The 22,298-nt window shown below is 61.7% G+C and carries 17 protein-coding genes; 2 read left to right on the forward strand and 15 right to left on the reverse strand.

Annotated features, from left to right (window positions below; translation table 11 throughout):
- Nucleotides 1-30 precede the first annotated feature (30 nt).
- From JAO73_RS17255 to JAO73_RS17290, 8 genes are all read right to left on the reverse strand, one after another.
- A complete protein-coding gene (locus JAO73_RS17255) occupies nucleotides 31-441 on the reverse strand; it encodes a putative toxin-antitoxin system toxin component, PIN family (RefSeq protein WP_198978385.1) in 411 nt (136 codons plus the stop codon).
- Nucleotides 441-662 (reverse strand): DUF8507 family protein, encoded by a 222-nt coding sequence (locus JAO73_RS17260; RefSeq protein ID WP_198978386.1) that lies wholly within the window; start codon nucleotides 660-662, stop codon nucleotides 441-443. Before JAO73_RS17260 ends, JAO73_RS17255 begins: the two co-directional genes overlap by 1 nt.
- A 344-nt stretch (nucleotides 663-1,006) precedes the next feature.
- Nucleotides 1,007-1,567, reverse strand: coding sequence for a hypothetical protein (locus JAO73_RS17265; RefSeq protein WP_198978387.1), 561 nt, complete (start codon nucleotides 1,565-1,567; stop codon nucleotides 1,007-1,009).
- 36 nt (nucleotides 1,568-1,603) lie between these two features.
- Entirely contained in the window at nucleotides 1,604-3,094 is a 1,491-nt protein-coding gene (locus JAO73_RS17270) for a P-loop NTPase fold protein (RefSeq protein WP_198978388.1), read from the reverse strand.
- A gap of 113 nt (nucleotides 3,095-3,207) precedes the next feature.
- Entirely contained in the window at nucleotides 3,208-12,960 is a 9,753-nt protein-coding gene (locus JAO73_RS17275) for a DUF8693 domain-containing protein (RefSeq protein ID WP_198978389.1), read from the reverse strand.
- Nucleotides 12,961-12,974: 14 nt separating this feature from the next.
- Complete coding sequence (locus JAO73_RS17280; protein ID WP_198978390.1) at nucleotides 12,975-13,976, reverse strand: hypothetical protein; 1,002 nt, start codon at nucleotides 13,974-13,976, stop codon at nucleotides 12,975-12,977.
- 365 nt (nucleotides 13,977-14,341) lie between these two features.
- A complete protein-coding gene (locus JAO73_RS17285) occupies nucleotides 14,342-15,001 on the reverse strand; it encodes an NAD-dependent epimerase/dehydratase family protein (protein ID WP_198978391.1) in 660 nt (219 codons plus the stop codon).
- A gap of 229 nt (nucleotides 15,002-15,230) precedes the next feature.
- On the reverse strand, nucleotides 15,231-16,067 hold the full coding sequence (locus tag JAO73_RS17290; protein ID WP_198978392.1) for a CvfB family protein: 837 nt from the start codon (nucleotides 16,065-16,067) through the stop codon (nucleotides 15,231-15,233).
- 105 nt (nucleotides 16,068-16,172) lie between these two features.
- Between JAO73_RS17290 and JAO73_RS17295 the strand changes: the two genes are divergently transcribed.
- The gene (locus tag JAO73_RS17295) at nucleotides 16,173-16,709 is read left to right on the forward strand and encodes a hypothetical protein (RefSeq protein ID WP_198978393.1); all 537 of its coding nucleotides are present in this window, start codon (nucleotides 16,173-16,175) and stop codon (nucleotides 16,707-16,709) included.
- A gap of 154 nt (nucleotides 16,710-16,863) precedes the next feature.
- On the opposite strand, the gene JAO73_RS17300 is transcribed toward JAO73_RS17295, so the two are convergent.
- The 7 genes from JAO73_RS17300 to JAO73_RS17330 all read right to left on the reverse strand — a co-directional run bounded on the left by JAO73_RS17300 (nucleotide 16,864) and on the right by JAO73_RS17330 (nucleotide 21,405).
- Nucleotides 16,864-17,616: an SDR family NAD(P)-dependent oxidoreductase gene (locus JAO73_RS17300; RefSeq protein ID WP_198978394.1), complete on the reverse strand. Its 753-nt coding sequence runs from the start codon at nucleotides 17,614-17,616 to the stop codon at nucleotides 16,864-16,866.
- Between the two features lie 94 nt (nucleotides 17,617-17,710).
- The gene (locus JAO73_RS17305) at nucleotides 17,711-18,655 is read right to left on the reverse strand and encodes a helix-turn-helix domain-containing protein (RefSeq protein WP_198978395.1); all 945 of its coding nucleotides are present in this window, start codon (nucleotides 18,653-18,655) and stop codon (nucleotides 17,711-17,713) included.
- 107 nt (nucleotides 18,656-18,762) lie between these two features.
- Nucleotides 18,763-19,440, reverse strand: a complete 678-nt coding sequence (locus JAO73_RS17310) for an MIP/aquaporin family protein (RefSeq protein ID WP_198978396.1) — start codon at nucleotides 19,438-19,440, stop codon at nucleotides 18,763-18,765.
- On the reverse strand, nucleotides 19,440-19,952 hold the full coding sequence (locus JAO73_RS17315) for a GNAT family N-acetyltransferase (protein ID WP_198978397.1): 513 nt from the start codon (nucleotides 19,950-19,952) through the stop codon (nucleotides 19,440-19,442). The genes JAO73_RS17310 and JAO73_RS17315 overlap by 1 nt, the downstream gene beginning before the upstream one ends.
- A gap of 109 nt (nucleotides 19,953-20,061) precedes the next feature.
- A complete protein-coding gene (locus JAO73_RS17320; protein ID WP_198978398.1) occupies nucleotides 20,062-20,493 on the reverse strand; it encodes an arsenate reductase ArsC in 432 nt (143 codons plus the stop codon).
- Nucleotides 20,494-20,523: 30 nt separating this feature from the next.
- On the reverse strand, nucleotides 20,524-20,982 hold the full coding sequence (locus JAO73_RS17325; protein WP_198978399.1) for a DUF6428 family protein: 459 nt from the start codon (nucleotides 20,980-20,982) through the stop codon (nucleotides 20,524-20,526).
- An 84-nt stretch (nucleotides 20,983-21,066) separates the two neighbouring features.
- Nucleotides 21,067-21,405 (reverse strand): ArsR/SmtB family transcription factor, encoded by a 339-nt coding sequence (locus JAO73_RS17330; protein ID WP_198978400.1) that lies wholly within the window; start codon nucleotides 21,403-21,405, stop codon nucleotides 21,067-21,069.
- Nucleotides 21,406-21,779: 374 nt separating this feature from the next.
- Here JAO73_RS17330 and JAO73_RS17335 point away from each other — a divergent pair, with 374 nt between their 5' ends.
- Nucleotides 21,780-22,277 (forward strand): energy transducer TonB, encoded by a 498-nt coding sequence (locus tag JAO73_RS17335; protein ID WP_233169265.1) that lies wholly within the window; start codon nucleotides 21,780-21,782, stop codon nucleotides 22,275-22,277.
- The last annotated feature ends 21 nt before the right edge of the window (nucleotides 22,278-22,298 follow it).

Consider the following 22,298-nt stretch of genomic DNA (forward strand, 5'->3'; position numbering starts at 1 on the left):
TAGTGCCTGCACAGACGTAGACGCGCAGGGCTAAGGCCAAAACACGTCTAGGAATCCTGCCAATGATATCACTGGTACCAAAGGAAATTCGATGGCCTGCAACACCTGAAAATGACGGTCGTTGGTGACAAGAAATTCGGCGCCGGCAGCAATGGCTACGTCCACGAACTTATTATCGTCGCCATCGGCCGTGATGAGTTGCCAGTTATAGTAGGCTTCCTGAAAATGCGTATTGGGAGCCACCGTGAGAATGGTAAGTACCAAGTTGGCGGTGGCGGCCGAGTAATGCTTGGTTAGCTGTTCCTCGTATTCGGTCAGAATTTCGTTGCTGACCACCCATTCAAACGCCTCGGCTTCGAATAACCGGTAAAGCCGGTAGTAGGGGCTGCGCGGGGAGATGGACGCCAGCAGGCAGTTGGTATCAACGACGACCCGGCGCATCAGGACGCCTGATGGAGCAAGCGGTCGAAATCATCGGGAGTGTAGCCCCGCTCGTCGCTGGCGCGGGTGGCTTCCTGCTGCAACCGGGCCGAATAGTGGCGCACCAGCACCCGCTTCAACTCCAGTACTTGGGCATCGGTCATGCCGTGGCCAAACAGCCGAAGCAGGCTGATTTGAAGCTCATTCAGAGGCGCAGAAGGGGCGGTGGGTTGGGGCGACATGGGAAAAGCGTTTCGGTGAAAACGGGCCGGGCAGCTGGGAAGTTCGGGGAGGGTGGTTGCGTGCTGTCCAAAGATAGAAAACGCCCTACGAAAACTCGCCCACCAAGCACGAAGTGTGGCTGCGCTTCCAGGGCTACACCAAGCTCATCGTCCTCGGCGGGGGCGGCCCCAAAGACGACCCCGACGCGAAGAAGCCCGCCTAAGCCGCGAGCGAAACGAAAAGCCCCGCCAATTGCTGGCGGGGCTTTTTTTGTGGTGGGAGTTGTAATGATGCCCTAACTGAAATGTTTGCGCCTCTTTCTGCGGTATTCTAACTTCAATCACACATTTAACATGAACCCATTTTATGGGTTCATGTTAAATGTTATGAGTTCATGAGTAAAGTGGTCAAAAAGCTCTTCTGAACTCATTGGATTCGTGTGTTCATTCTCTATAACCCATCCATATTTATTGCCAGAAAGCATCATCCTATATGTATTTACGTTTACCCGTTTGGGTTCTTCGCCTGGAAAATAGCCTGAAAGGTTAGACTTGAGTCCGTCAATTGAGATATTGCTTTGCCATGCTGCAATTCTTAATCGTATTCCATCAAAATCCTCTGATTGAGGAATTGAAATCACTAAAGCTTGCCTAGCTGGATATTCTCTTTTGCCACCTATTGAATGTAAAGTGTACAACAGGGTGTAGTTGTAGTGAAAAGGCCCCTCAAGTTTTAAACTGATAGACGCGTCTTTCGACAAAGAACTATCGTTGAATGAATCAACAAGTGTTTTTATTATATTTCCTAGTGCATATACCTCTTGAACAGCAGTTTTTTTTAACGCCGGATGTGTCTCTTCAGCGGCTCGCAATGCTTCAGTGTCTTCGATTACTTTCCGTAATAAATCTTCTGTCTTCTTATTCATTTTGAATTTTTGTTAAGTGGTTGTGAGGAACTAGGGTTATTTCAGTAGTCCATCTCTCAGTAAAACTTCTACCGTTGCCGAAAGAATTTCAAAAAAATCAAAATGAGATACTTCTCCTATTGTTCTCGCGTAATATTGTTCGCGTCTGTTACCGCTTTCGAGTAATTCGTATTGAATGAAGTTGCCGTTTGCTGTAGTATATGAGTAATTGCTTGGTATGTTGGGGTTGTGTACCTTGAATTTATGGGATTTGTAATCTGCTATTGGTAGTAAGTTTCCAATAAGCCAATCGTTGTTGCGTTCGGTTGCAGCATGATAGTCGCTGCTTCTTCTGTAACGAATTACAGTTTTGATGGATTTCAGCAGAGCTTCACCTCCGCCTATTATTCTACTTAGTATCTCTATGGTAACGACGGCAGGGATTTGCCAAACTTCAATTTGCTTTTGATACGGTCCAGGCACATCTATTTTCTTCCCGGATAAGGAGATGCGCAAGCCATAGCTGTTTTTGAACCTACGTATTTTTAACGCGCCGGAGAGAACAAGTTCGGTTAGAATAATAGGAAGTAGTCCCTTTTCACTGTAATTTCTTCCCTGTACAATTTTCTCTTTTACATATGATGCGAAATTTTGGTCTTCGATACGAATGTTATTGACGAAATCATCCACTGCGCTTCCGATTTCGAGCTCATTGCTGAAAAAATAAACCTCTTGGCTGAAAAATTTATCTATGTACCCAGTAAAATCTGTGTCTGTTCCGTATCTGGTATGGAATATATTGCGTATATTCTGGATGTCACAAACAAAAATCACTTTATCAAATCCAAATTTATTGCGTTGTGTTTTGTTGTAATCTAAATGCGCGCTGAATATATTGAATAGACGGAAAATATGTTCGGGGTCAATTCTATCTAAATCGTCAATAATAAGTACCTTGTATTTTGCTTTCTTCTGCTCTGCAAGTCGTTCTAGATTTCTTTCTATAAACTCGGTTGCATAATCGGTTTCATGCTGATAGGACTTGGCAACCTCATTGCCAAGGTCAAGCGCATCACTTGACTCACTAGTGGAATTACGTGCTTTCTCAATTTCTTTGACTGTAGTTGACAATTTGGCGAGAGCAGTTAACACTAATGGTATCGCATCCGTTGGCTTGTTCATTAGCGGCAGCAGCTCTACAAGGCTACTTACGATAGAGTCCATTTTAGTAGGTAAGAGCGTTCCATAAGCGACGCTGCGGCTAACTGATTCTGTATCGAAGGACAAGCCGTGTACAGCACCTAGCTCAAAAAGTATATCATATTTTATTAACTTAAAAATGTCTTCATTGCTAGAAATGGAATAATTAATAGGCGCAAGCTTGACTGCTAAATAGTCTGTTGGTTCAAGTCCGAAAAAATATTTGTCCAAGAAATAGGTTTTACCCATTCCAAAAGGACCAGAGAAGATGATACGGTCATTATCCTCTTCCTCGATGTGTTTTTTGAATAATTCGGCCTGCCGGTCAATTGGAATTTCTAGAGGCATGATTTACGTGGTTGATAGTTTTGTTAGGAAAAGTACTGCTTATAATTGACTTATTGCTACAAAAAAGCCTCGCCAGACACTGGCGAGGCTTTTCGTTACTTAAGCTACGGCACCTACTCCTTCACTAGGCGTTTCACCACCGTGCCTTCCTGGGTGTGGATGCGGACGGTGTACACGCCGGTGGCTAGGCCGTTGAGGTCGATGGTTTCGGAGAGGAAACCCTGCTTGGGGCGCGTGCTCAGCTGGCGCACCGTCTGGCCCAGCACGTTCACCACTTCCACTTTCACCGGGCCCTGCTCGCGCAGGCCGGCCAGCTCCAGGGTGGCGCGGGCGGTGGTGGGGTTGGGGTAGAGGGCGGTGCGGGCGGCGAGCTGGCCGGTGGTGACGGCCGTGACGGTGCCGGCCACGAAGTTGAGGTAGAAGCGCGGGCCGGTGTAGCTGGCCAGCATCGTGAAGGCGTAGGTGGGGCTGGCGGCCAGGTTCTGGCGGCGGTTCAGCACCCGGTCTTCGAGCCACACCTGGGTGCCGGCGGGCGCATCGGTGAGGCCGGTGAGCACCAGCTCGTGGGCGCCATCCTGGCTCACGCGCACCCCGAGGGGGATGACGGGGGCCGTGGCCAGGTCGGGCAGGCCGTTGATGGCGAAGCTCTCGGGGCCGGCCTGGCTCCAGAGGCTGGGGCGGCCGTTGCCGTTGAGCTGCACCTTGTAGGCGTCGTGCCGGGCCGAGAAGCCGAGGGCGGCGCCGGGCTCGAAGTACACCACCGTTTCATCGGCGGTGGCGGTGGCCAGGTTGCGGGCTTCGAGGCGCAGCACCGGGGGCGCCGCGGTGGTGCGGTTGAACACCGGCGAGCCGTAGCTGGTGGCGCGCACGGCGTTGGTCAGGCTCACGCTGGCCGTGGGGGCGGTGGCCCGCACGAAGAAGCCCTGCATGGCGGCCAGGTCCTTGGTGCCGCCGTTCTGGCCGAGGCCGTTCACGTAGGCCTTGTAGGTGCCGGTGTACTGGCCGCTGGGCTCGAACACGTAGAGGGCATCGGCCACGCCGCTGAGCATGCCGGTGGTGCTGCGGGCCACGTCCCAGTCCATGGGGGCGGGGTAGGGGTTGCCGAGCAGGTGCCAGCCCGAGTTGGCCAGGCTGCCACGGCCGAGGCTGTAGCTCACGTTGCCGGTTTGCAGCAGGCCCGAGATGTCCACCGTGGTGGTGGGCAGGGTTTGGGCGGTGTAGCCGCGCAGGGGCAGCAGGTCCTGGGTGGCGGTGGGCACCATCCAACCGTCGTCGAAACCGGGTTTGGAGGCCGTGAGGCGGGTTTCGTCGTACTGGAAGAACGTGGGGAACGGCGTGGCCGAGTTGCCGGCCGTGTTGTAGGCCGGGTTCAGCTCGAACACCGGCAGGTCGTCGGCAAACTCCTGCACGGTGGTGCTGATGCCGGCGGCGCTCAGCTTCATGGGCGAGGAATAGTGGCGGTAGCCGGGCGCCCCGCTCAGGCCGGTGATGAAGCGCTCCATGGTCGAAACGCCCGTCACCACGCCGCCGCCCACGGGGTTCACCACCATGGCGGTGCCGCTGGCGTTGCTCGTGAGGGTGAGGTGGCCGTTGGAGGCCAGGTTGCCGGTGGTCAGGGTCAGCATATGGGTCAGGAACCAGTTGTCGGTGGCCGTCACGCCGCTGCCGTTCTGAATGAACAGGTCGTAAAAGCGCGTGGGCGTGGTCGAGACGCCGCCGATGGTTTGCGGGCCGGTGCCGATGCAGTACCAGCCGAAGGCGCCGCAGTTCACCAGGCCGGTGTTCACGAAGTTGCCGAGCAGGTACACCGGGCCGGAGTAGCTGACGCCGGCGGGGTTCGAGCAGTTCAGGCCGAAGAAGCGGATTTGCTGGGTGCCGCCGCAGGTCTGGGCCACCGTGCCGTTGAAGTACACCGTGTAGGTGGCCGGGTTGAAGGGCCCGTTGCAGAGCCAGTTGCCGGCCACGTAGATGTCGCCGCCCAGCACGCAGCCCACCAGATTGGCCCAGGTGATGTGGTGGAAGTAGCTGCGGGCCGTGGCGCCGGTGGTGGTGATGGTTTGCAGCGCCGTGCCGTTGAAGGTGACGCCGAAGCCCTGGCCGTGGAAGATGCCGGTGTTGTTCCAGAAGCCGGCCACGGTGATGTCGCGCAGCAGCTGCACGTCCACCGCGTTGGTGATGCCCACGTTGTAGAAGGCGCTCAGCACCGTGCCGCCGATGGTTTGCAGGGCCGTGCCGTCGAAAATCACCGTCTGGCTGTTGGCCAGGTAGCCGCCGTTGTTCACCCACAAGCCACTCACGTAGATGCCGTCGAGCAGCGTCACGCCGGCCGCGTTGGCAAAGGTGATGTCGTGGAAGTGAGTCCTGCCGCCGGTGCAGGTGATGCTCTGGGCCACCGTGCCGTTGAAGCGGGTGCGGAAGCCGCAGCCGCAGTAGCCGCCCTGGTTCACGAAGTTGCGCGTCACGTCGATGTTCTGGCCCAGGCTCACGTTCACCGCGTTGTTAAACGTCACGTCGTAGAAGGTGGTCAGGGCCGTGCCGGCGATGGTTTGCAGGGCGGTGCCGTTGAAGTATACCAGCAGCGCGTTGGGCAGGAAGCTGCCGTTGTTGGTCCAGTCGCCCAGCAGCGTGATGCCGAGGTCTTGCCGCACCGTGGCGCCCGTGGCAATGGTGAAGTGGTGGAACACCGTGGCCACCGAGCCACCAATGAGCTGCAGCACCGTGCCGTTGAAGGTCACCAGCTTGCCATTGGCCAGGAAGCCGCCGTTGTTGGTCCAGCTGCCGGTCAGGAAGACGTTGTTTTGCAGGGTCACGCCGGCCAGGTTGGCAAACACCACGTCGTGGAAGGTGAGCGTGCCGGTGGAGTAAATCCCCTGGGCCGCGCTGCCGTCGAAGTAGGTGATGAAGCCGCCGGCCGTGAACAGGGCCAGGTTGCGGAAGTCGCCGCGCACCCGGATGTTCTGGCCCAGGGCCACGCCCACCGCGTTGTTGGTGGTGATGTTGCCGAAGATGGTCGTGCTCGTCCCGCCGATGTTCTGCAAGGCCGTCCCGTTGAAGGTGACGAGGTAGCCCACGCAGCTAAAGAGGCCGTCGTTCACCAGGTTGCCCCGGATGAAGATGGGGCCGCTCAAGCTCACGCCGCCCGCCGTGTTCAGGATATTCAGCCCGAAGAAGGTGGTGACGGCCGTGCCGCCAATAAGCTGCGCCACGCTGCCGTTGAAGAACACCGTGTAGGTGGCCGGCACAAAGACGCCGCTATTGGTCCAGGCGCCCGCCACGCGGATGTTGCTGCCCAGCGTCACGGTGCCCGTGTTCAGGAAGGTGATTCCGTAGAAGTTCGTGACCACGGCGCCGTTGATACTTTGGGCGCCGCTGCCGGCGAAAGTCACCGTGTAATTACCGTGGAGGAAGCTGCCGTCGTTGGTCCAGTCGCCGAGGATGGTGACCACGCGAGCCAGCTGCACGCTGGCGCCACTCACGATGGTGAGGTGGTGGAACTGCGTGAGCACCGTGCCGGCAATGGTCTGCAAGGCCGAACCCGAGAAGAATACCCGGAAGCCGTTGGCGACGAAGCCGCCGTCGTGGGTCCAGTTGCCGTTCAGGTAGATGTTCGAGAGCAGCGTAACCGTCGTCGGGTTGTTGAAGCGCAGGTCAAAAAACCGCGTGTTCAGCCCCGCCGTGATGGTTTGGGCCGCCGTGCCGTTGAAGTACACCAGGTAGCCATTGCCCAAGAACACGCCCGTGCCGGCCCAGTTGCCAAGCACCGTCACGGCCTGCAGCAAGCTCACCGAAACCGTATTGGTGATGGTGACGTGGTGGAACGTGGTAAGCACCGAGCCGCCGATGGTCTGGGCCACGTTGCCAATGAAGTTGACGAGGTAGCCGTTGGCCAGGTAGCCGCCGTTGTTCAGCCAGTTGCCCCACACGCTGATGTTCTGGTTGAGCGTGATGCCCGCCAGGTTGTTCCAGGTCACGTGCCAGAACTCGTACACCCCGCCGCCCGTCAGGCTCTGCGCCCCGCTGCCGCCGAAGGTGAAGGTGTAGCCCGTGTACACGCCGCCCACCAGGTTGTAGCCGTAGAACGTGCCCAGGTTGGCGAAGCCGCCCAGCAAGGTCACGTTCTGAATCAGCCGCATGGAGGACGTGCTGCCGATGTTCCAGCCGTAGAAGCTCAGCGCGGTGTAGCCGCCCACCGTCTGCACCACGCCGGGCTCGTTACCGTTGAAGTACACCGTGTAGGTGCCGGGGTTGAAGCTGCCCGAGTACAGGTAGTAGTTGCCGGCGATGTAGATGTTGGTGGCCAGACTCACGCCCGCCGCGTTGTCGGCGTAGAAGTGGTAGAAGTAGGTCGTGGCGTTGGCCGTAATCACCTGCGCCGCCGTGCCGCCGAAGCGCACGAAGTAGCCCAGGGTGCTGCCGCCGCTTAGGTACCAGCCGTAGAAGACGCCGGTGTTCACGAAGCCGCCCAGCACGTAGATGTTCTGGTGCAGCGTGACGGAAATCAGGTTGTTGAAGGTGACGTTGTAGAAATCCGTGACCTGCGTACCGCCGATAATCTGGGCCACCGTGCCGGCGAAAATCACCGAGTACGTGCCGCCCGAGAACAGGCCGTTGTTTATCCAGTCGCCGAGCACCGTGATGTTGCTCACCAGCGTCACGCCCACCGTATTGTTGATGGTGACGGTGTAGTAGCTGCTGCTACCCGTGCCGCCGATGGTCTGGCCCACCGAGCCACCGAACACCACCCCGTACGTCACGGCCGAGAAGGTGCCGTTCACCACGAAGTTGTTCAGGAAAACGGCGTTCAAACCCAGGTTCACCACCGCGCCGCTGTTCACGTAGGCGTTGTAGAAGGTGGTGACGGACGTGCCACCGATAATCTGCGTGCTGCCCGTGCCGTTGAAGTACACGTTGTAGAGCGGGCCACCCACGAAAGTGCCGAAATTGTACCAGTTGGCGTACACGTTCAGCACGTTGTTCATCGTCAGGGTTGAGCCCGCGGTGATGTACACGTTGCCCACTTGCAACGGGTTAGTGCCGTAGATGAACTGCGTAATCCCGCCCGTGAAGTACCAGCTGGAAGTGCTGCTGGCCAGTACCGTGCCGTTCACCGTCACGTTGCCATACAGGTTGAAAATGCCGTTGTTGGTAAACGTCGCGCCGTTGGCAATGGTCAGGTTCAACGCCAGCGCCGCCGTGCTGCCCGTGATAACCGGGTAGAAGGTCACGCCGCTGGGAATCGTCACCACGCTGGTAGCAGTGGGCACCTGCCCGCAACTCCAGTTGGCGCCATTGAACCAGTCGGTGCTCACGCCGCCGGTCCAGGCATACGTCAGCGCGCCAATGGTCAGGTTGCTGCCGTTGTCGGCACCCACGGCGGCCGGGTTATCGGCCACCACGCGCACGCGGTAGCCGGAGCCGGCCGGGGTGCTGGTGGGGATGACGGCCGCCACAGTGCCGCTGGCCGCGCTGCTGCTCAGCGAGCCAATGCTAACCGGCGAGGCAAATGAGCCGCTGGCGTTCGAAAGCTGCACCGTGAAGGTGTTGCCGCCATTCACGCTGCCCGTCGTCACGCTGTACGGCACACTCAGGGCCGAGCCGGGGCAGAAACTGCCGCTCACGTTGCCAGTAGCAAGCGTGAGCACCGGCGCGCCCACCTGCACCTGCACCTGCCGCGTCACCGAGCAGCCGTTCAGGGCCACGGTCAGGCTGTAGGTGCCGGCATTGGCCGCGTTGGCGTTCGGGATGCTGGGGTTGGGCTGGCTGCTGCTGAAGCTGTTGGGGCCCGTCCAGGCAATGGTGGCGCCGGCCGGCACGCCGCTGCTGCTGAACTGAATCAGCGCGCCCGCGGCCACCGGCGAGTTGGAGCTGGCCACCACGTTGGTCAGGTTCGAGATGGTCAGATTCGTGCCGTTGTCGTTGCTGGTCAGGGCCGGGCCGGTGCTCACCAGCCGGATGCGGTAGCCGGCGCCGTCCGCCGTCGAAGCCGGCAGCGTGAAGCCCAGGCTGCCGCTGCCGGTGCCGCTGAAGTTGATGGTGGTCAGCACCACCGGCGCCGCAAACGAGCCGCTGGCATCCGACAGCTGCGCCGTGAGGCTACCGCTGCTCAGGCCCGCGCCCCCCACGGTGTAGTTCACCGCGTAGCTGGTGCCGGCGCAGAATTGCCCCGAAAACGTGCCCATCGCCAAAGTCGTACTCACGGGCGGGTTCACCAGCACGCGCACGCTGGCCGAATCGGTGCAGCCGCCCTGCGTCACAAACACGTAGTAGAAGCCCGACGAGGCCGTAGTCACGTTGTTGAACGTCGGGTTCTGCTGGTTGCTGATGAAGCTGGTGCCGCCGCTGGTGTAATTCACATACCACTGGTAAGTGGCTGCGCCATTGGGGCCAGCATTCAGCTGCAGGGTGCCGCCCGAGGCAATGGGCGAATTGCTGCTGGCCGTGGCTACCAGCGTGGTGGGCACCGTCAGGTTCGAGCCGTTGTCGGTGGTGCTGGTCACGCCCGGGTTCGAGCCCACCAGCCGAATGCGGTAGCCCGTGCCGGCTGGCGTGCCCTGCGGCACCGTGGCCGAAACCGAGCCGCTGCCCTGCCCGGTGAAGGCCACCGAGCCAATGGCCGTAGGCGCGGCAAACGAGCCGCTGGCATCCGACAGTTGCGCCGTGATGGTATTGCCGCTGGCAAACACGTTGCCCGTCACCGAGAAGCCGATGTTTAGGGCCGTGCCGGGGCAGAGCGAGCCGCTGAATTGCGAGATGGCCAGAATGGGCTGGGCCGACGGATTCACCGTTACCTGCGTGGCCGTGCCGGGGCTCTGGCAGCCGTTCACCGTCACGTAGAGGGTGTAGGTGCCGCTGTTGCTGGGCGTGGCGTTGGCAATGGTCGGGTTTTGCTGGGTCGAGGAGAAGCCGGGGCCGGTCCAGAAATAGCTGGCGCCGGCCACGGCCTGGGCCGTGAGCTGAATGGTGCCGTTGAAGGCCACCGGCGAGTTGCTGCTCGGCGTGGCCGTGGGCTGCGTCGTGATGCTCAGGTTGGAGCCGTTGTCGTTGCTGGTCACGGCCGGGCTGGAGCCCACCAGCCGGATGCGGTAGCCCGTGCCCGAAGACGTGCTGGTCGGGAGGGTGGCCGAAATGGCCCCGCCGCCCTGGCCCGTGAAGGCCGCCGACCCAATCACCGTGGGCGCGGCAAACGAGCCGCTGGCGTCTGAGAGTTGGGCCGAGATGGTGTTGCCGTTCAGGAAGTTATTGCCCGTCACCGAAAAGCCAATGTTGAGCGTGGCGCCCGCGCAGCCATTAAAGCCAAACTGGCTCATGGTGAGCACCGGCACGGCATTGGGCTGCACCAGCACCCGCACGCTGGCCGAGTCCTGGCAGCCGTTGGCGTTCTGCACGTACACGAAGTACTTGCCGCTCTGCGTGGGCTGGGCGTTGGTCAGGTTCAGCGTTTGGCCCGAACCCACGAAAGCCGTGCCGCCGCTCGTGTACTGCGCATACCAGCTGTAGCTGCTTTGCCCCGTGGGCTGCGCCACCAGCTGAATGGTGCCATTGAACACCACCGGCGAGTTGGCGGTGGCCGTGGCCGCCGGCGTGGGGTAAACGGTCAGGTTCGTGCCGTTGTCCGTGCCGATGATGTTTGGGTTGGAAGCCACCACGCGCACCCGGTAGCCGGAGCCGGCCGGCGTGCGAAACGCCACCGAGTCGCGCAGAATGCCGCCGCTGGCGTTCTGGCTGATGAGCGTGCCGTACAGCCGCGAGCCGGCCGTAAACACCCCGTTGGCATCCGACAGCTGGAAGCCAAACACGTTGCCCGTGCCGTAGCTCGCCATGTTGGTCGTGAACGGCACCTGAATGAGCGTGCTGCTGCAAAAAGCCGTGGCCGAAACCGCCCCCGTGGCAATGGCCGGCGGGTAAGCGAAGCTGCCCGCCGAGCAGGCCGTGCCGGCCGGCGTGGTCACGCAAATAGGGCCGGTGGTGCCGCCCACCGGGGCCGTCACCGTCAGGCCGGTGCTCGTATTGTTCGTGATGGTGCTCACCACGGCCGGCACGCCGTTAAACGTCACGGCCGTGGCCCCGCTCAGGTTGGTGCCCACCAGCGTCACCACCGTGCCCGCGGCCCCGCCCGTGGGCGTGAAGCTGGTGATGCTCGGGCTGGCGCAGTTGAAGTAGTAGGCGCCCACGCCGGTCACGATGGTGTAGTTGCCGCCGGTGCTTTGGAACACGAGGCGCAGCACCCGCGCGTTGGTGGCGGGCGTGGCCAGCGTGCGCACCACCGGGTACACGCCGTTGGCGTTGAAGGTGGCCGTGTAGGTGTCCACCGTCGCGAAGGGGCCGGCCGTGCTGGTGGCCGTCTGAATCTGGAGCGTGAAGTTGGTGGGCGTGGCCGAGTTGGTAAACTTCAGCCGCACCTCGCTGATGGTCTGGGCGCTGCCCATGTCGGCCTGAATCAGGGCGCCGTTGTACACGTACACCGAGTTGCTGGTGGTGGGCGTGGCCGGTTCGGCGTTAAAGGCCAGTTCCGGCGAGTTGCCCACGGAGCCGCCCACGCCGTAGCTGCTGGTGGGCAGGCCGGCCGCCAGGTTGGTCGAGCTGGCGCAGCCGTTTTTCACAAAGCTGCGGCTGCTCACCAGGCTCCACTTGCCGTTGGCATCGCGCGAGCGGAAGAAGATGCGGTGGGCGCCGTCGGCCAGGGCACTGGCGTCGGCCGCAAAGCTGAAATTGGCCAAATCCTGGGCCGGCGTGGGCACCGGCACATCGGTGGCCGAGCCAAAGCCGGGGTCGTTGTCGAAGTAGTACTCGACCTTGTTGATGTTCGGCGCCACGGCCAGCACGGGCTCGTAGTAGAAACTGCGCACGTTGGTGAGGCTCCACTTGCCGTTGGCATCGCGCGAGCGCACGCTCAGGGTGTGAAAGCCGCTGCTCAGGCTGCTCAGGTTCACGGCAAAGGCCACGCCGCTCAGGTCGGTGGCCGCCGTCACCGGCACATCGACGCCGTTGCCGATGCCCGGCTCGGCGTCAACAAAGTATTCCACCTTGGTCATGTTGGGCAGTGCATTCAGCGCCGCCGGCTCGTAGTAGAACGTGCGCCGGTTGGTGAGGCTCCATTGACCGTTGGCGTCGCGCGAGCGCACCCCCAGTTGGTGAAAGCCAGCCGTGAGGCTGCTGATGTTCACGTTGAACGCCACGCCGCTCACGTCGATGCCGGCCGTCACGGGCACATCCACCGCTGCCGCAAAGCCGGGGTCGGTGTCGATGAAATACTCCACCTTCGTAATGTTGGGCAGGGCGTTGAGGGCGGCCGGCTCGTAATAAAAAGTCCGGCGATTCGTCAGGCTCCACTGCCCGTTGGCATCGCGCGAGCGCACCCCCAGCTGGTGAAAACCTGCGCTCAGGCTGCTCAGGTTCACATTGAAGGCCACGCCGCTCACGTCGACCCCGGCCGTCACGGGCACGTCGGTGCCCGCGCCGGGGCCGGAGTCGGCGTCAATAAAGTATTCTACCTTATTGATGTTGGCCAGGGTATTCAGCGCGGCCGGCTCGTAATAAAACGTGCGCCGGCTGGTGAGGCTCCACTGCCCGTTGGCGTCCTGGCTGCGCACCCCCAGCTGGTGGAAGCCCGCGCTCAGGCCGCCCAGCGGCACCGTGGCCGAGAGGGCCGGCAAGTCGCTGGCCGGCGTGGGCGGCAGCGCAATGGCCGTGGCCGCCCCGATGCCGGGGTCGGCGTCCACGAAGTATTCGGCGCGGGCGATGGTGGCCTGGCCGTAGCTGCGCACCGCGCTGCCTATCAGCAGCAGGAGCAGCAGCACCAGCGGCAGCAGCCAGCCATGCCCCGGCCCGTCGCTCCGCGTGGGCCGGAAGTCGTAATAGCGTTGCATAAACCGGGCGCCGCTTAGTTATTGGAGCGCGTGCCCAGCGTCACGTTCAGCGAGTTGCCGGTCACGGCCTGGTTCAGTTGGTAGATGGCCGGGATGGCCGGCAGCCCGCCAAAGCGGTAGCCGTAGCCGGTGGCGCTGCCCGTGGCGCCAATATCGACGCCGCCTTGCCCGGCGCCCGTGGCGGGGTTGGTGCCGGTTTTCAGCTTGTACCAGGCGTCGAACTGGCCGGGGGCAGTGGGCGCCAATACGAAGATGGCGGACTGGGGCACGTTGGCCGTGTTGTGCGTGCCCACGGTGCCCAGCGTGGGCAGGGTGGTTTGGGCAAAGAAGTTGTAGTCCCAGTTCGTGTTGGCCGTGGGCGTGAAGGTGCTGGCGAAGTAGTTGTTGCGCACCGTGAAGTTGTTGAGGCTGGTGCCGCCCCCAATCACCGAGTTGTTGCTGAACTCGCCGGAGGCGCCCACCGCGTTGATGTTGGTGCTGCTGTAAATGATGTTGTTGGTGATGAGCGAGTTGGTGCTGATGCTCGATTCCTGCACGCCGTAGAAGTAGTTCTGGCGCAGCACGGCGCCGCTCGTGTTCGAGCCATAGGCCAGGTAGATGTAGCCCGTGAGCTTGCAGCGCTGCACCGTGATGTTGTTGGCGTTGATGTACCAAGACGTGTTCGATTCCAAACCCGCCACCGTGCTGCCCGCGCTGCCGGGCGAGAAGGTAATGGTCGAAATGTTGGCGGTGATGGTGTTGGCCTGCAGCGCCGGCGGCTGGTTTTCGCCCAGGAAATACCCCGGCCCCACGATGGTGAGCTGCTTGGTGCAGTTGAAGGCCGGGTACTGCGTGGTAGAAGGCTCCACCTGGATGATGTCGCCGTTGGCTGCCGCCGTTTGCGCGGCCGTCAAATCGGCGTAGATGTTGGCGCCCGTCACGCCGGCGTTGTTCACCCGGCGAATGGTTTGGGCCGAAGCCAACTGGCCGGCCAGCGCCAGCAACACGAAGAGGAGGGAAGCGGAGAGGTTTTTCATAAAGAAAGAAAAAATTGGATGTGAGCGTAACTGGCTGAGCAGCACAACGGCACCTGCCCGGAGGCAGACAGTCGTTAGACCACTGCTTAGAAAGGTAAAGTTTGTATATATAGTAAAAGATTAATATCCGTGCTGGCACGGATTTTTTACCTGCTTTTCATCCGTGCCAGCACGGATGCCGGCGCCCTCTGCACACCTCCCCCCATCCTCTCCAAAACGCCGCCGGCCCCGCGGCGCGGCCCTCGCCGACGCATCGGGAGCAGCCGCCCCGCAGGGCCGGAGAAAATGTAGGGACGCGTATGCGCGTCTCCTCGCGTAAAGCGGATGAAACACAAGCGGCGCCGCCGAAACGCCACTACGCGTCCCTACCCCGGGCCGGTGGCCAGCTCGTCGGACTCGTGCACGCGCACGCCGCCGCCGTCTTCCTCGGCGGCGCGCAGCATGGCGGCGGCCACGGTGGCCCCCGTCACGGGGCGATACTTCAGCAGCGGGCCGCGCAGCAGCGGGCGCAGCAGGCCCAGCACCACCGCCCCGATGCGCTCGCCCAGGCGGGGCCGGGCGCGTTCGCCCAGCAGCAGCGAGGGCCGGAAAATGTGAATGGCCCGAAACGGCGTTTGCCGCACGGCTGCTTCCATCTCGCCCTTCACCCGGCTGTAGTAGATGCGGCTTTCGGCGTCGGCCCCCATGCTGCTCACCACCATGAACTGCGAGGCAAAATTGGCCGTGGCCACGGCCGCCAGTCGCACCACATATAAGTAATCAACTTTGTAAAACGCTTCCTTTGAGCCGGCCTGCGCCATGGTGGTGCCCAGGCAGCAGTACACGTCGTCGGCAATCAGCTTGAGGCGCACATCCTCCAACTGGTCCAGCTCCGTGGTCACCTGCACCAGCTTGGGGTGAATGGTGGGCACGGCCTTGCGCCCCACCACTATCACCTTGGCGTACCGGCCCGAATCGAGGAGCAACGGCAGCAGCTGCGAACCAATGAGGCCCGTGGCCCCGGCGAGTAAAGCGGTTTTTTGCATAGCGGATGGTGTGCCAAGCGGCCCTGTCAGTGCGAGCGGAGCGAAGCAATCCGTCCTGTTCTCAGCGACCAGCCCCCTGATGTGATGAAACCTGTTGCTGCCCCCGCATTTGGTATGTCGCAGTACAAGGCCGAATACCATACGCCGGAAAAAGCGTCTGGTTGAAAGGAATGTGCTGCGCCGAAGGAAGAAGGACGATTTTGCTCCGCTCGCAATAAGAAAAGGCGGCCTACTTCAGCACCGTCGCTTCCGGCTCCAGCGTCACCAGCCCTTGCCGAAACAGTGCCCCCAGCGCCTTCTTAAACACTTTTTTGCTCATGCCCACGCGGCGGTACACGTCCTCGGCCAGGCTCTTGTCGCCCAGCGGCAGGCGTCCGCCCGGCGCGGCCTTGAGGGCCTTGAGCAGCGTGTCGGTGGCCGATTCCACTTCGCCATAGCCCTCTTTTTGCAGGCGCACGTCGAGCTTGCCGTCGGGCCGGATTTGGCGCAGGAAGCCGGGCAGCTGCTCGCCCAGCCGCAGCGGCCGGAACACCTCGTTGTGAAATAGCAGCCCCTGGTGCGTGCCATTCACGATGACGGGGTAGCCCAGCTCGGTTTCGTCGGCCACCAGCAGGCGCACTTCGTCGCCGGGCTCGCCGGGGAAGGGGGCATTTTTTAGGAACTGCTTCCATTTGGCTGAGGCCACCAGCCGGTCACTTTCCTCGTCGAGGTACACGTACACCAGCACCCGCTCGCCCACGCGCAGGTCGCGGCGCTGGTTGCGGTAGGGCAGCAGCAGGTCCTTTTCCAGGCCCCAGTCCAGGAAGGCGCCAGCCGGGCCGTGGTCCTTCACGGTGAGGGCCGCGAAGCTGTCGACCAGCGCCAGGGGCCGCAGGTTGGTGGCAATGAGGCGGTCTTCGGAGTCGCGGTACACAAACACGCGCACGATGTCGCCCACGCGGGTGCCGGCCTCCACGTACTTTTCGGGCAGCAGCAGGTCGCCGTCGTCGGAGGTGAGGTAGAGGCCGATGCTGGTTTCGCGGGCTACTTCGAGGTCGTTGTAATCGCCGAGGAGGAGGCTGGCCATGGGGTGTGGTATTTAATTGGGGAAAGCAACAAAGGTCGGTTTCTGTGCGGGGTGCTACAAGAAACCGCAGCAGCTTTGTGCCGCCCATCTCTATTCCGCTCGATAATGAATCAGTTAGTGCCCATTAGTGCTGTGAGTTGGGAAGAATTGCAGCAGCACATCTACGATGTGGACGGCTCGTGGCGCGATATTTACGTGCTGGACGCTACCCGGGCAGACTGGAAACTCTGGGCTGACTTCGTCAATGCGAACTACCGCGTGGAATTCTACGACGGCGAAAGCATCCGGCTCAACCAGATTGATTTTGCCGCAGTGGAGCAGCTATGGAACAGCCACGGCCAGGCCAATATGCTTGGGGCAGGCTTTTTCGTGGGTGAAATAGACATTCGGTGCCATTTCTTCCAGGACGACGAGATTGAAAACGACATCGACCCGCGCAACATCACTTCCTTCGCAGTCCATCAGCAGCTACTGGATTACCTTATGCGCCTTTCCCAAGCGTTAGGAAAGGAAGTGGTGCTAACCGCCGAAAACAATAAACCGGCGAACCGTTCCCCTAACTGGCCCGGACCCTGGCTACCGCTGCTCGCAGTCAATGGCGAGGAGGTACAAGTTCAGCCTTACTGGCGCAACTCCAAATAGCCTTAGCACTGCTGGAAGTTGAAAAACCGTTGGACATGGGAGCAAGCGAGCTAGGCGGCCAAGCGGTTTTGAAATAAAAAAAGCTTCCCCACGCTCAGCGTGGGGAAGCTTTTTGGTAGCGTGACCTTTTCAGCTGCGCCAAGGCCTGCTGGCCTCACAGCGTCATGCCGCCCGTCAGTTCCAGGCGCTGGCCGTTCACCCAGCGCCCGGCCTCGGTGCAGAGGAACGCCACCACGCCGCCGATGTCGTCGGGTTCGGCCACGCGGCCGAGGGCCGTGGCCTGGGCTACCCAGGCGCGGATTTCGGGCGTATCCGTCATGGCGCCGCCGCCAAATACTGCGCCGGGTGCCACCACGTTGGCCGCAATGCCCCGGCTGCCCAGCTCCAGGGCTAGGTAGCGCGTGAAGACTTCCACGGCCCCTTTCATGGAGGCGTAGACCGAAACGCCCGCGAAGGAGCTGCGAGTAGTAGCCGAAGAAACATTGACAATCCGGCCGCCATCGCGCAGCAGCGGCAGCGCCCGTTGCGTGAGGAAATACACACCTTTAAAGTGAATATTCAGCATGTCGTCAAACTGCGCCTCCGTCGCTTCGGCAATGGGGACGTTGAGGCTGGTGCCGGCATTGTTGATGAGAAAGTCGAACCGGTCGGTGCCGAAGGTGTCGTGCAACACCGTGGCAACCTGCCCGAAAAACGCCTCGAACGTGCTGATGTCGGCCGCGTTCAGGCGCAGGGCCGCGGCGCGGCGGCCCAACGCTTCGATTTCGGCCACCACGGCCGCGGCTTCGGCCTGCTGGGTATGGTAAGTCAGGATAACGTCGATGCCCTGCTGGGCTAGTTTCAGGGCCATGTCTTTGCCCAGGCCCCGGCTGCCGCCGGTGAGCAGGGCGATTTTGGAAGTACGCATAGGGAGGTTCTTGGTGGTGTTGATTTGAACACGACAAAGGTCCTCTGGCGCGCCGCCGACGGTGTTGTACCCGCCAATCAGCTTCTTGTAAAAATCAAATCGGCACCGCTTCTGCTGTCCGAAACGCGCCGGGGCTCACGGCCGCGTAGCGCCGAAAAAAGTGCGAGAAGTGCGCCACATCGACGAAACCCAGGCCGTCGGCAATTTCCCACAGCGTCCAGTCCGACTGGCGCAGCAGCGCCTTGGCTTCCTGCGCCAGTCGCCCGCCAATGAGGTCGGTGGTGGTGCGGCCGGTGCTGTCCTTGAGCACCTTGTTGAGGTGGTTGACGTGCACGGCCAGGTGGTCGGCAAAGTCTTTGGCGGTGCGCAGGCGCACGCGCTGCTGGGGCGTGGCGAGCGGAAACTGCCGCTCCAGCAACTCCACAAAGCGCGACGAAAGCCGGGCCGCCGCCGTGTGGGCGGGGTGCAGCGTGGCGGCGGGCCGTTGCTTCTGGCCCAGGTGCAGCAGCTCCAGCACGTAGGCCCGCAGCAAGTCGTACTTGTGGGCGTAGTCGGAGGCTAGCTCCTCGTGCATGCGGGCAAAAATGGCCTCCGCCCGCCCCACTTCGGCCGGCGTCAGCTGAAACACGGGGTAGCCGTCGGCCTGGAACAAGGGCAGCTCATCCGGGGCAAGGCCCCCAAGTACCGGCAGCAGAAACTCGGCCGTGAAGAGGCAGAAATGCCCACGCTGCGGCTCGGCGGGCCACCACTGAAACGGCACCTTGGGCGTCGAAAACACCAGCGCATCGGGCGCAATGGCGATGGTCTCGTTGGCGTATGCGGTGCAGCTGCGGCTGCGCAGCAAGCTGATTTTGTAGAAGGAGCGGCAGGCGTAGGGCGTAGCGGGCCGTAGCGAACTGGCCTCCCAGAGGTTGCTCAAATCAAACGCGTTGAAATGGCCGATTTCGCGCTGAATGCCCGGGGGCAGCAGGGAGTTCAGGTCGGGGCCAGTGCAAGGGGCCAATTCCTCGTAGAGGGCACTCAGGGCGGCGGTGGTCATGGCGGCAGCTTGTAAGATTCAAAGCGCAGCAACTCGCCGCTGGGCAGAAAGTTTGCTCTTGGTCCCACGAGGCAGCCCCAGGTTTTCAACAGGGACCCTGGTTACTATTAGAGGGGAGGCTCCACCGTTGAAGAGCTTTGCAAATACTTATCCACCGCCACGGCCAGCAGCGCGCCGGCCACCGGCCCCAGCACATACACCCACCAATCAGTCCAGTTGCCGCTGAGCAGGGCGGGGGAGAAGGACCGCGCCGGGTTCATGCTCGCGCCCGTGAGCGGGCCGGCCACCAGCGCCTCCAGCGCCACCGTGGCGCTGATGGCCAGCCCCGCCAGCATCCCCACCTCTTTCGAACCAGCCGTGACGCGCAGAATCACCAGCATCAGCCAGAAGGTGAGAAACATCTCGATGCCCAGCGCCTGCCCGGCGCCATGCGCGGGCAGCGTGGCGCCCAGGTTGGAGCCTTCGCTGGCAACGAGCTTCACCAAGGCGCTGCCCAGCGCCGCCCCGGCCAGCTGCGCACCTATATAAGGGAGCACCCGCCGCCCCGGAAACCGCCCCATGGCCCAGAAGCCAACGGTCACGGCCGGGTTCACGTGGGCGCCGCTGGTGTCGCCCAGGCTCTGAATGAGGATGAACACCACCAGCCCAAAGGCGGCGGCCACGCCGCCGTGCCCCAGGGCGTGGGTTTGCTCGTTCACCACGGCCGCGCCCGTCCCAAAAATCAACAGTACGGCCGTGCCCAGCGCTTCGGCCAGCAGGCAGCGACGAAGGGTTACCGGCTGCATCAGGCCGGGGTGTGGGCGGCGCCCACCGTGGCGCTGCGGCGCTCCAGCAGCAGCGTGTCGCGCCACTGCCCGTGCAGCTGGCCAATCCGCTCCCGGCGGCCCACCACCCGGAAGCCCGCGGCCTCGTGCAAGCGCACGCTGGCTTCATTTTCGGGGAAAATGCCTGCCTGCAAGGTCCACAGGCCTTGGTTTTCCGATTCTTTCACCAGCGCGGCCAGCAGGGCCCGGCCCACGCCCTGCCCGCGCGCGGCTTCCGCTATATACACGCTCACCTCGGCCACGCCGCCGTACACGCAGCGGCTCGACACGGGCGAGAGGGCCGCCCAGCCCAGCAGCTGCTCCGGCGCATCATCGGCGGCCACCACCAGCCGGCAGGCGGCCAGGTGGCTGGCGTCCCAGGCCTCCCAGGTGGGGGGCTCGGTGGTGAACGTGGCGTTGCCGGTGGCCAGCCCTTCGGCGTAGATGGCGCACACGGCCGGCCAATGCGCGGCCGTCATCGGAAGAATGCTCATGCGGTGGAATGAAAAGCCCGCGGATAAAACCCGGCTTCAAGGTAGCCTCTACGGCCCAAAATGGTGCCCCGGATTGCGGAAGCCGCGTTAAGAAACTGTTACCGGCCGATTACGCAGCCTGAAACTGCGCCCGCACGAAGTCGTGGGCGTAGGCCTTCACCTGCTCGCGCACGGCCCGAAACTGCTCCATGATTTCCTCCTCGCTGCCGGTGGCCTTGGCGGGGTCGGGGAAATTGTGGTGCAGCTTGCGGGCCGACGACGGGAACACGGGGCACACCTCGTTGGCGTGGTCGCACACGGTCAGCACGTAGTCGAAGGGCACGTGGGCGTACTCGTCCACGTGGTTGCTGGTGTGGGCCGAGATGTCCACGCCGTCTTCGGCCATCACGCGCACGGCGCGCGGGTTCAGGCCGTGCACTTCCACGCCGGCGCTGTACACGGCGGCGCGCTCGCCCAGCAGCTGTTCGAGGTAGCCGTGCAGCAGCTGGCTGCGGCAGGAGTTGCCGGTGCACAGCACCAGCACGTTTTTCTGGTCAGGCATGAATGCAGCTTTTTTAAGTGCGAACCGGAATTAGCAGCACCCGCCGCCGGGCGTGCAGCAGGCTGTTTGGAGCTGGGGCAGGGCCAGCAGCTCGGCCGGAATGCCGCAGGCATCCTGCGCCAGGCAGGCCGTGTGCTTGGCCGTGAGCACGAAGTCGGTGCCGTCGAATTCCAGCCCGAACTTGCCGATGGTGGCCTGCTGGTATTCTACCTCAATGGCCAGGTCCTCGCTGCCCAGAATGCGCTCCGAGAGCTGCAGGATGTGCAGGAATTTCTGCGGCGCCAGCCGGTGGTCGTAGTCGCCGGCTTCCCACAGCTGGAAGTTGGCCACGGTTTCGCGCCGCTCCACGCCGCCGCAGTCGATGAAATGCTTGTTTACCAGCCCCACTTCCGTCACGTGGAAATGGGCCGGCAGGTGAGTGCCGTCCGGCAGCCGGAAGTTCACGGCCGCCGCGGTGGCCAGGGCCTGCTTCATCTCGGAAATATTCATGGCGTTGTTGGGGAAAAGGAGAGTGGGAAGTAGGAGAAAAGGAGAATGGGGAAGTAGGGGAAAAGGGAAAGGACGAGGGCGTCTTTAGCAGGCGCATTGGGGTTCGGGCGGTGCGGGCAGTTCGGCCAGCAGGTCGCCCAGCAGGTGGCGGGCCCGGGCCCAGCCGGTGGGCGAGAGGCAGTAGCACACCCGCGGGCCGTCCACGTCGCCTTGCACCAAGCCGGCGGCTTTCAATTCCTTGAGGTGCTGCGATACGGTGCTTTGCGAGAGCGGCAGCTCCAGCACCAGCTCGCCGCACACGCAGGCCCGCCGCTGCGCCAGCAGGCGCACAATGGCCACCCGCGCCGGATGCCCCAGAGCCTTAGCTACTTGCGCCAGTTCTTGGTCCTGGTCCGTGAAGGCTTGCCGCTTGTGTATGGCCATGGTGCTGATTTGTTTATCGTCGATTTACGATTACAAAAGTAAGCCCTTTTTTGTCTTCGCAAGCCTATTCTGAATAATCTTGAAATAGTGAAATTAAATTTTAAATAAAATTAGCATTGCTCATATTTGCAGAGTGCCAAAACTGCATATCTTTGTTGCATAATTGAAGCCATTAAATGACTATAAAGGTGGTCTAAACGCGTTTTGCTTGTTTAGGCAGTCCATTTATTAAAGCTTTTGCACTTTACGATTTCGAAATTATTTTTACGCCGAAAAGACAATTTTGACAAAACCTATTGTATCTTTAATCCGTTAGTGCTGGCAAGCGGAAGCCCAGGTTCCGCCATTATTTACCTCTTACCCCTTTGCTTGTGATGCATTATCTACGCTACCTCTCACTCGCAAGCCTGACCGGGCTGCTGGCCACGGGCCAGGGCCACGCACAGGCCGGGGCCACGGCCTCGCTGCAAACCGGTCCTGCCACTGTTTCCGTGGCCCCGCCCTTGCCGGCCGTGCTCAAGGCCGTGGTGTCCGCGCCCGCTTTCAATCCCGACTCGGTGTTCATCAATCCCGAAGTGCGGCCCCAGTTTGTGGGCGGCGACAAGGCTTTCGCGGCTTACCTCGCCAAGTCCATTCGCTACCCGCAGGTGGCGCTGCAGCGCCGCATCTCGGGCAAGGTGTACGTCAACTTCATCCTCAGCGCCCAGGGCAAAGTCACCGACGCCCACGTCATCAGCGGCCCCGGCAATGGCCTCAACGACGAGGCCCTGCGCCTGGTGTGGCTGATGCCGCCCTGGGAGCCCGCCCGCGTAAACGGCCAGCCCGTGCGCGTGGCCTGCACCATTCCCATTGCCTTCTCGGCCGACCGTTAGTTCCGCTTCGGCTTCGCCCCG

This window comes from Hymenobacter miniatus (genome assembly GCF_016427455.1).
Taxonomy (GTDB): Bacteria; Bacteroidota; Bacteroidia; order Cytophagales; family Hymenobacteraceae; genus Hymenobacter; species Hymenobacter armeniacus.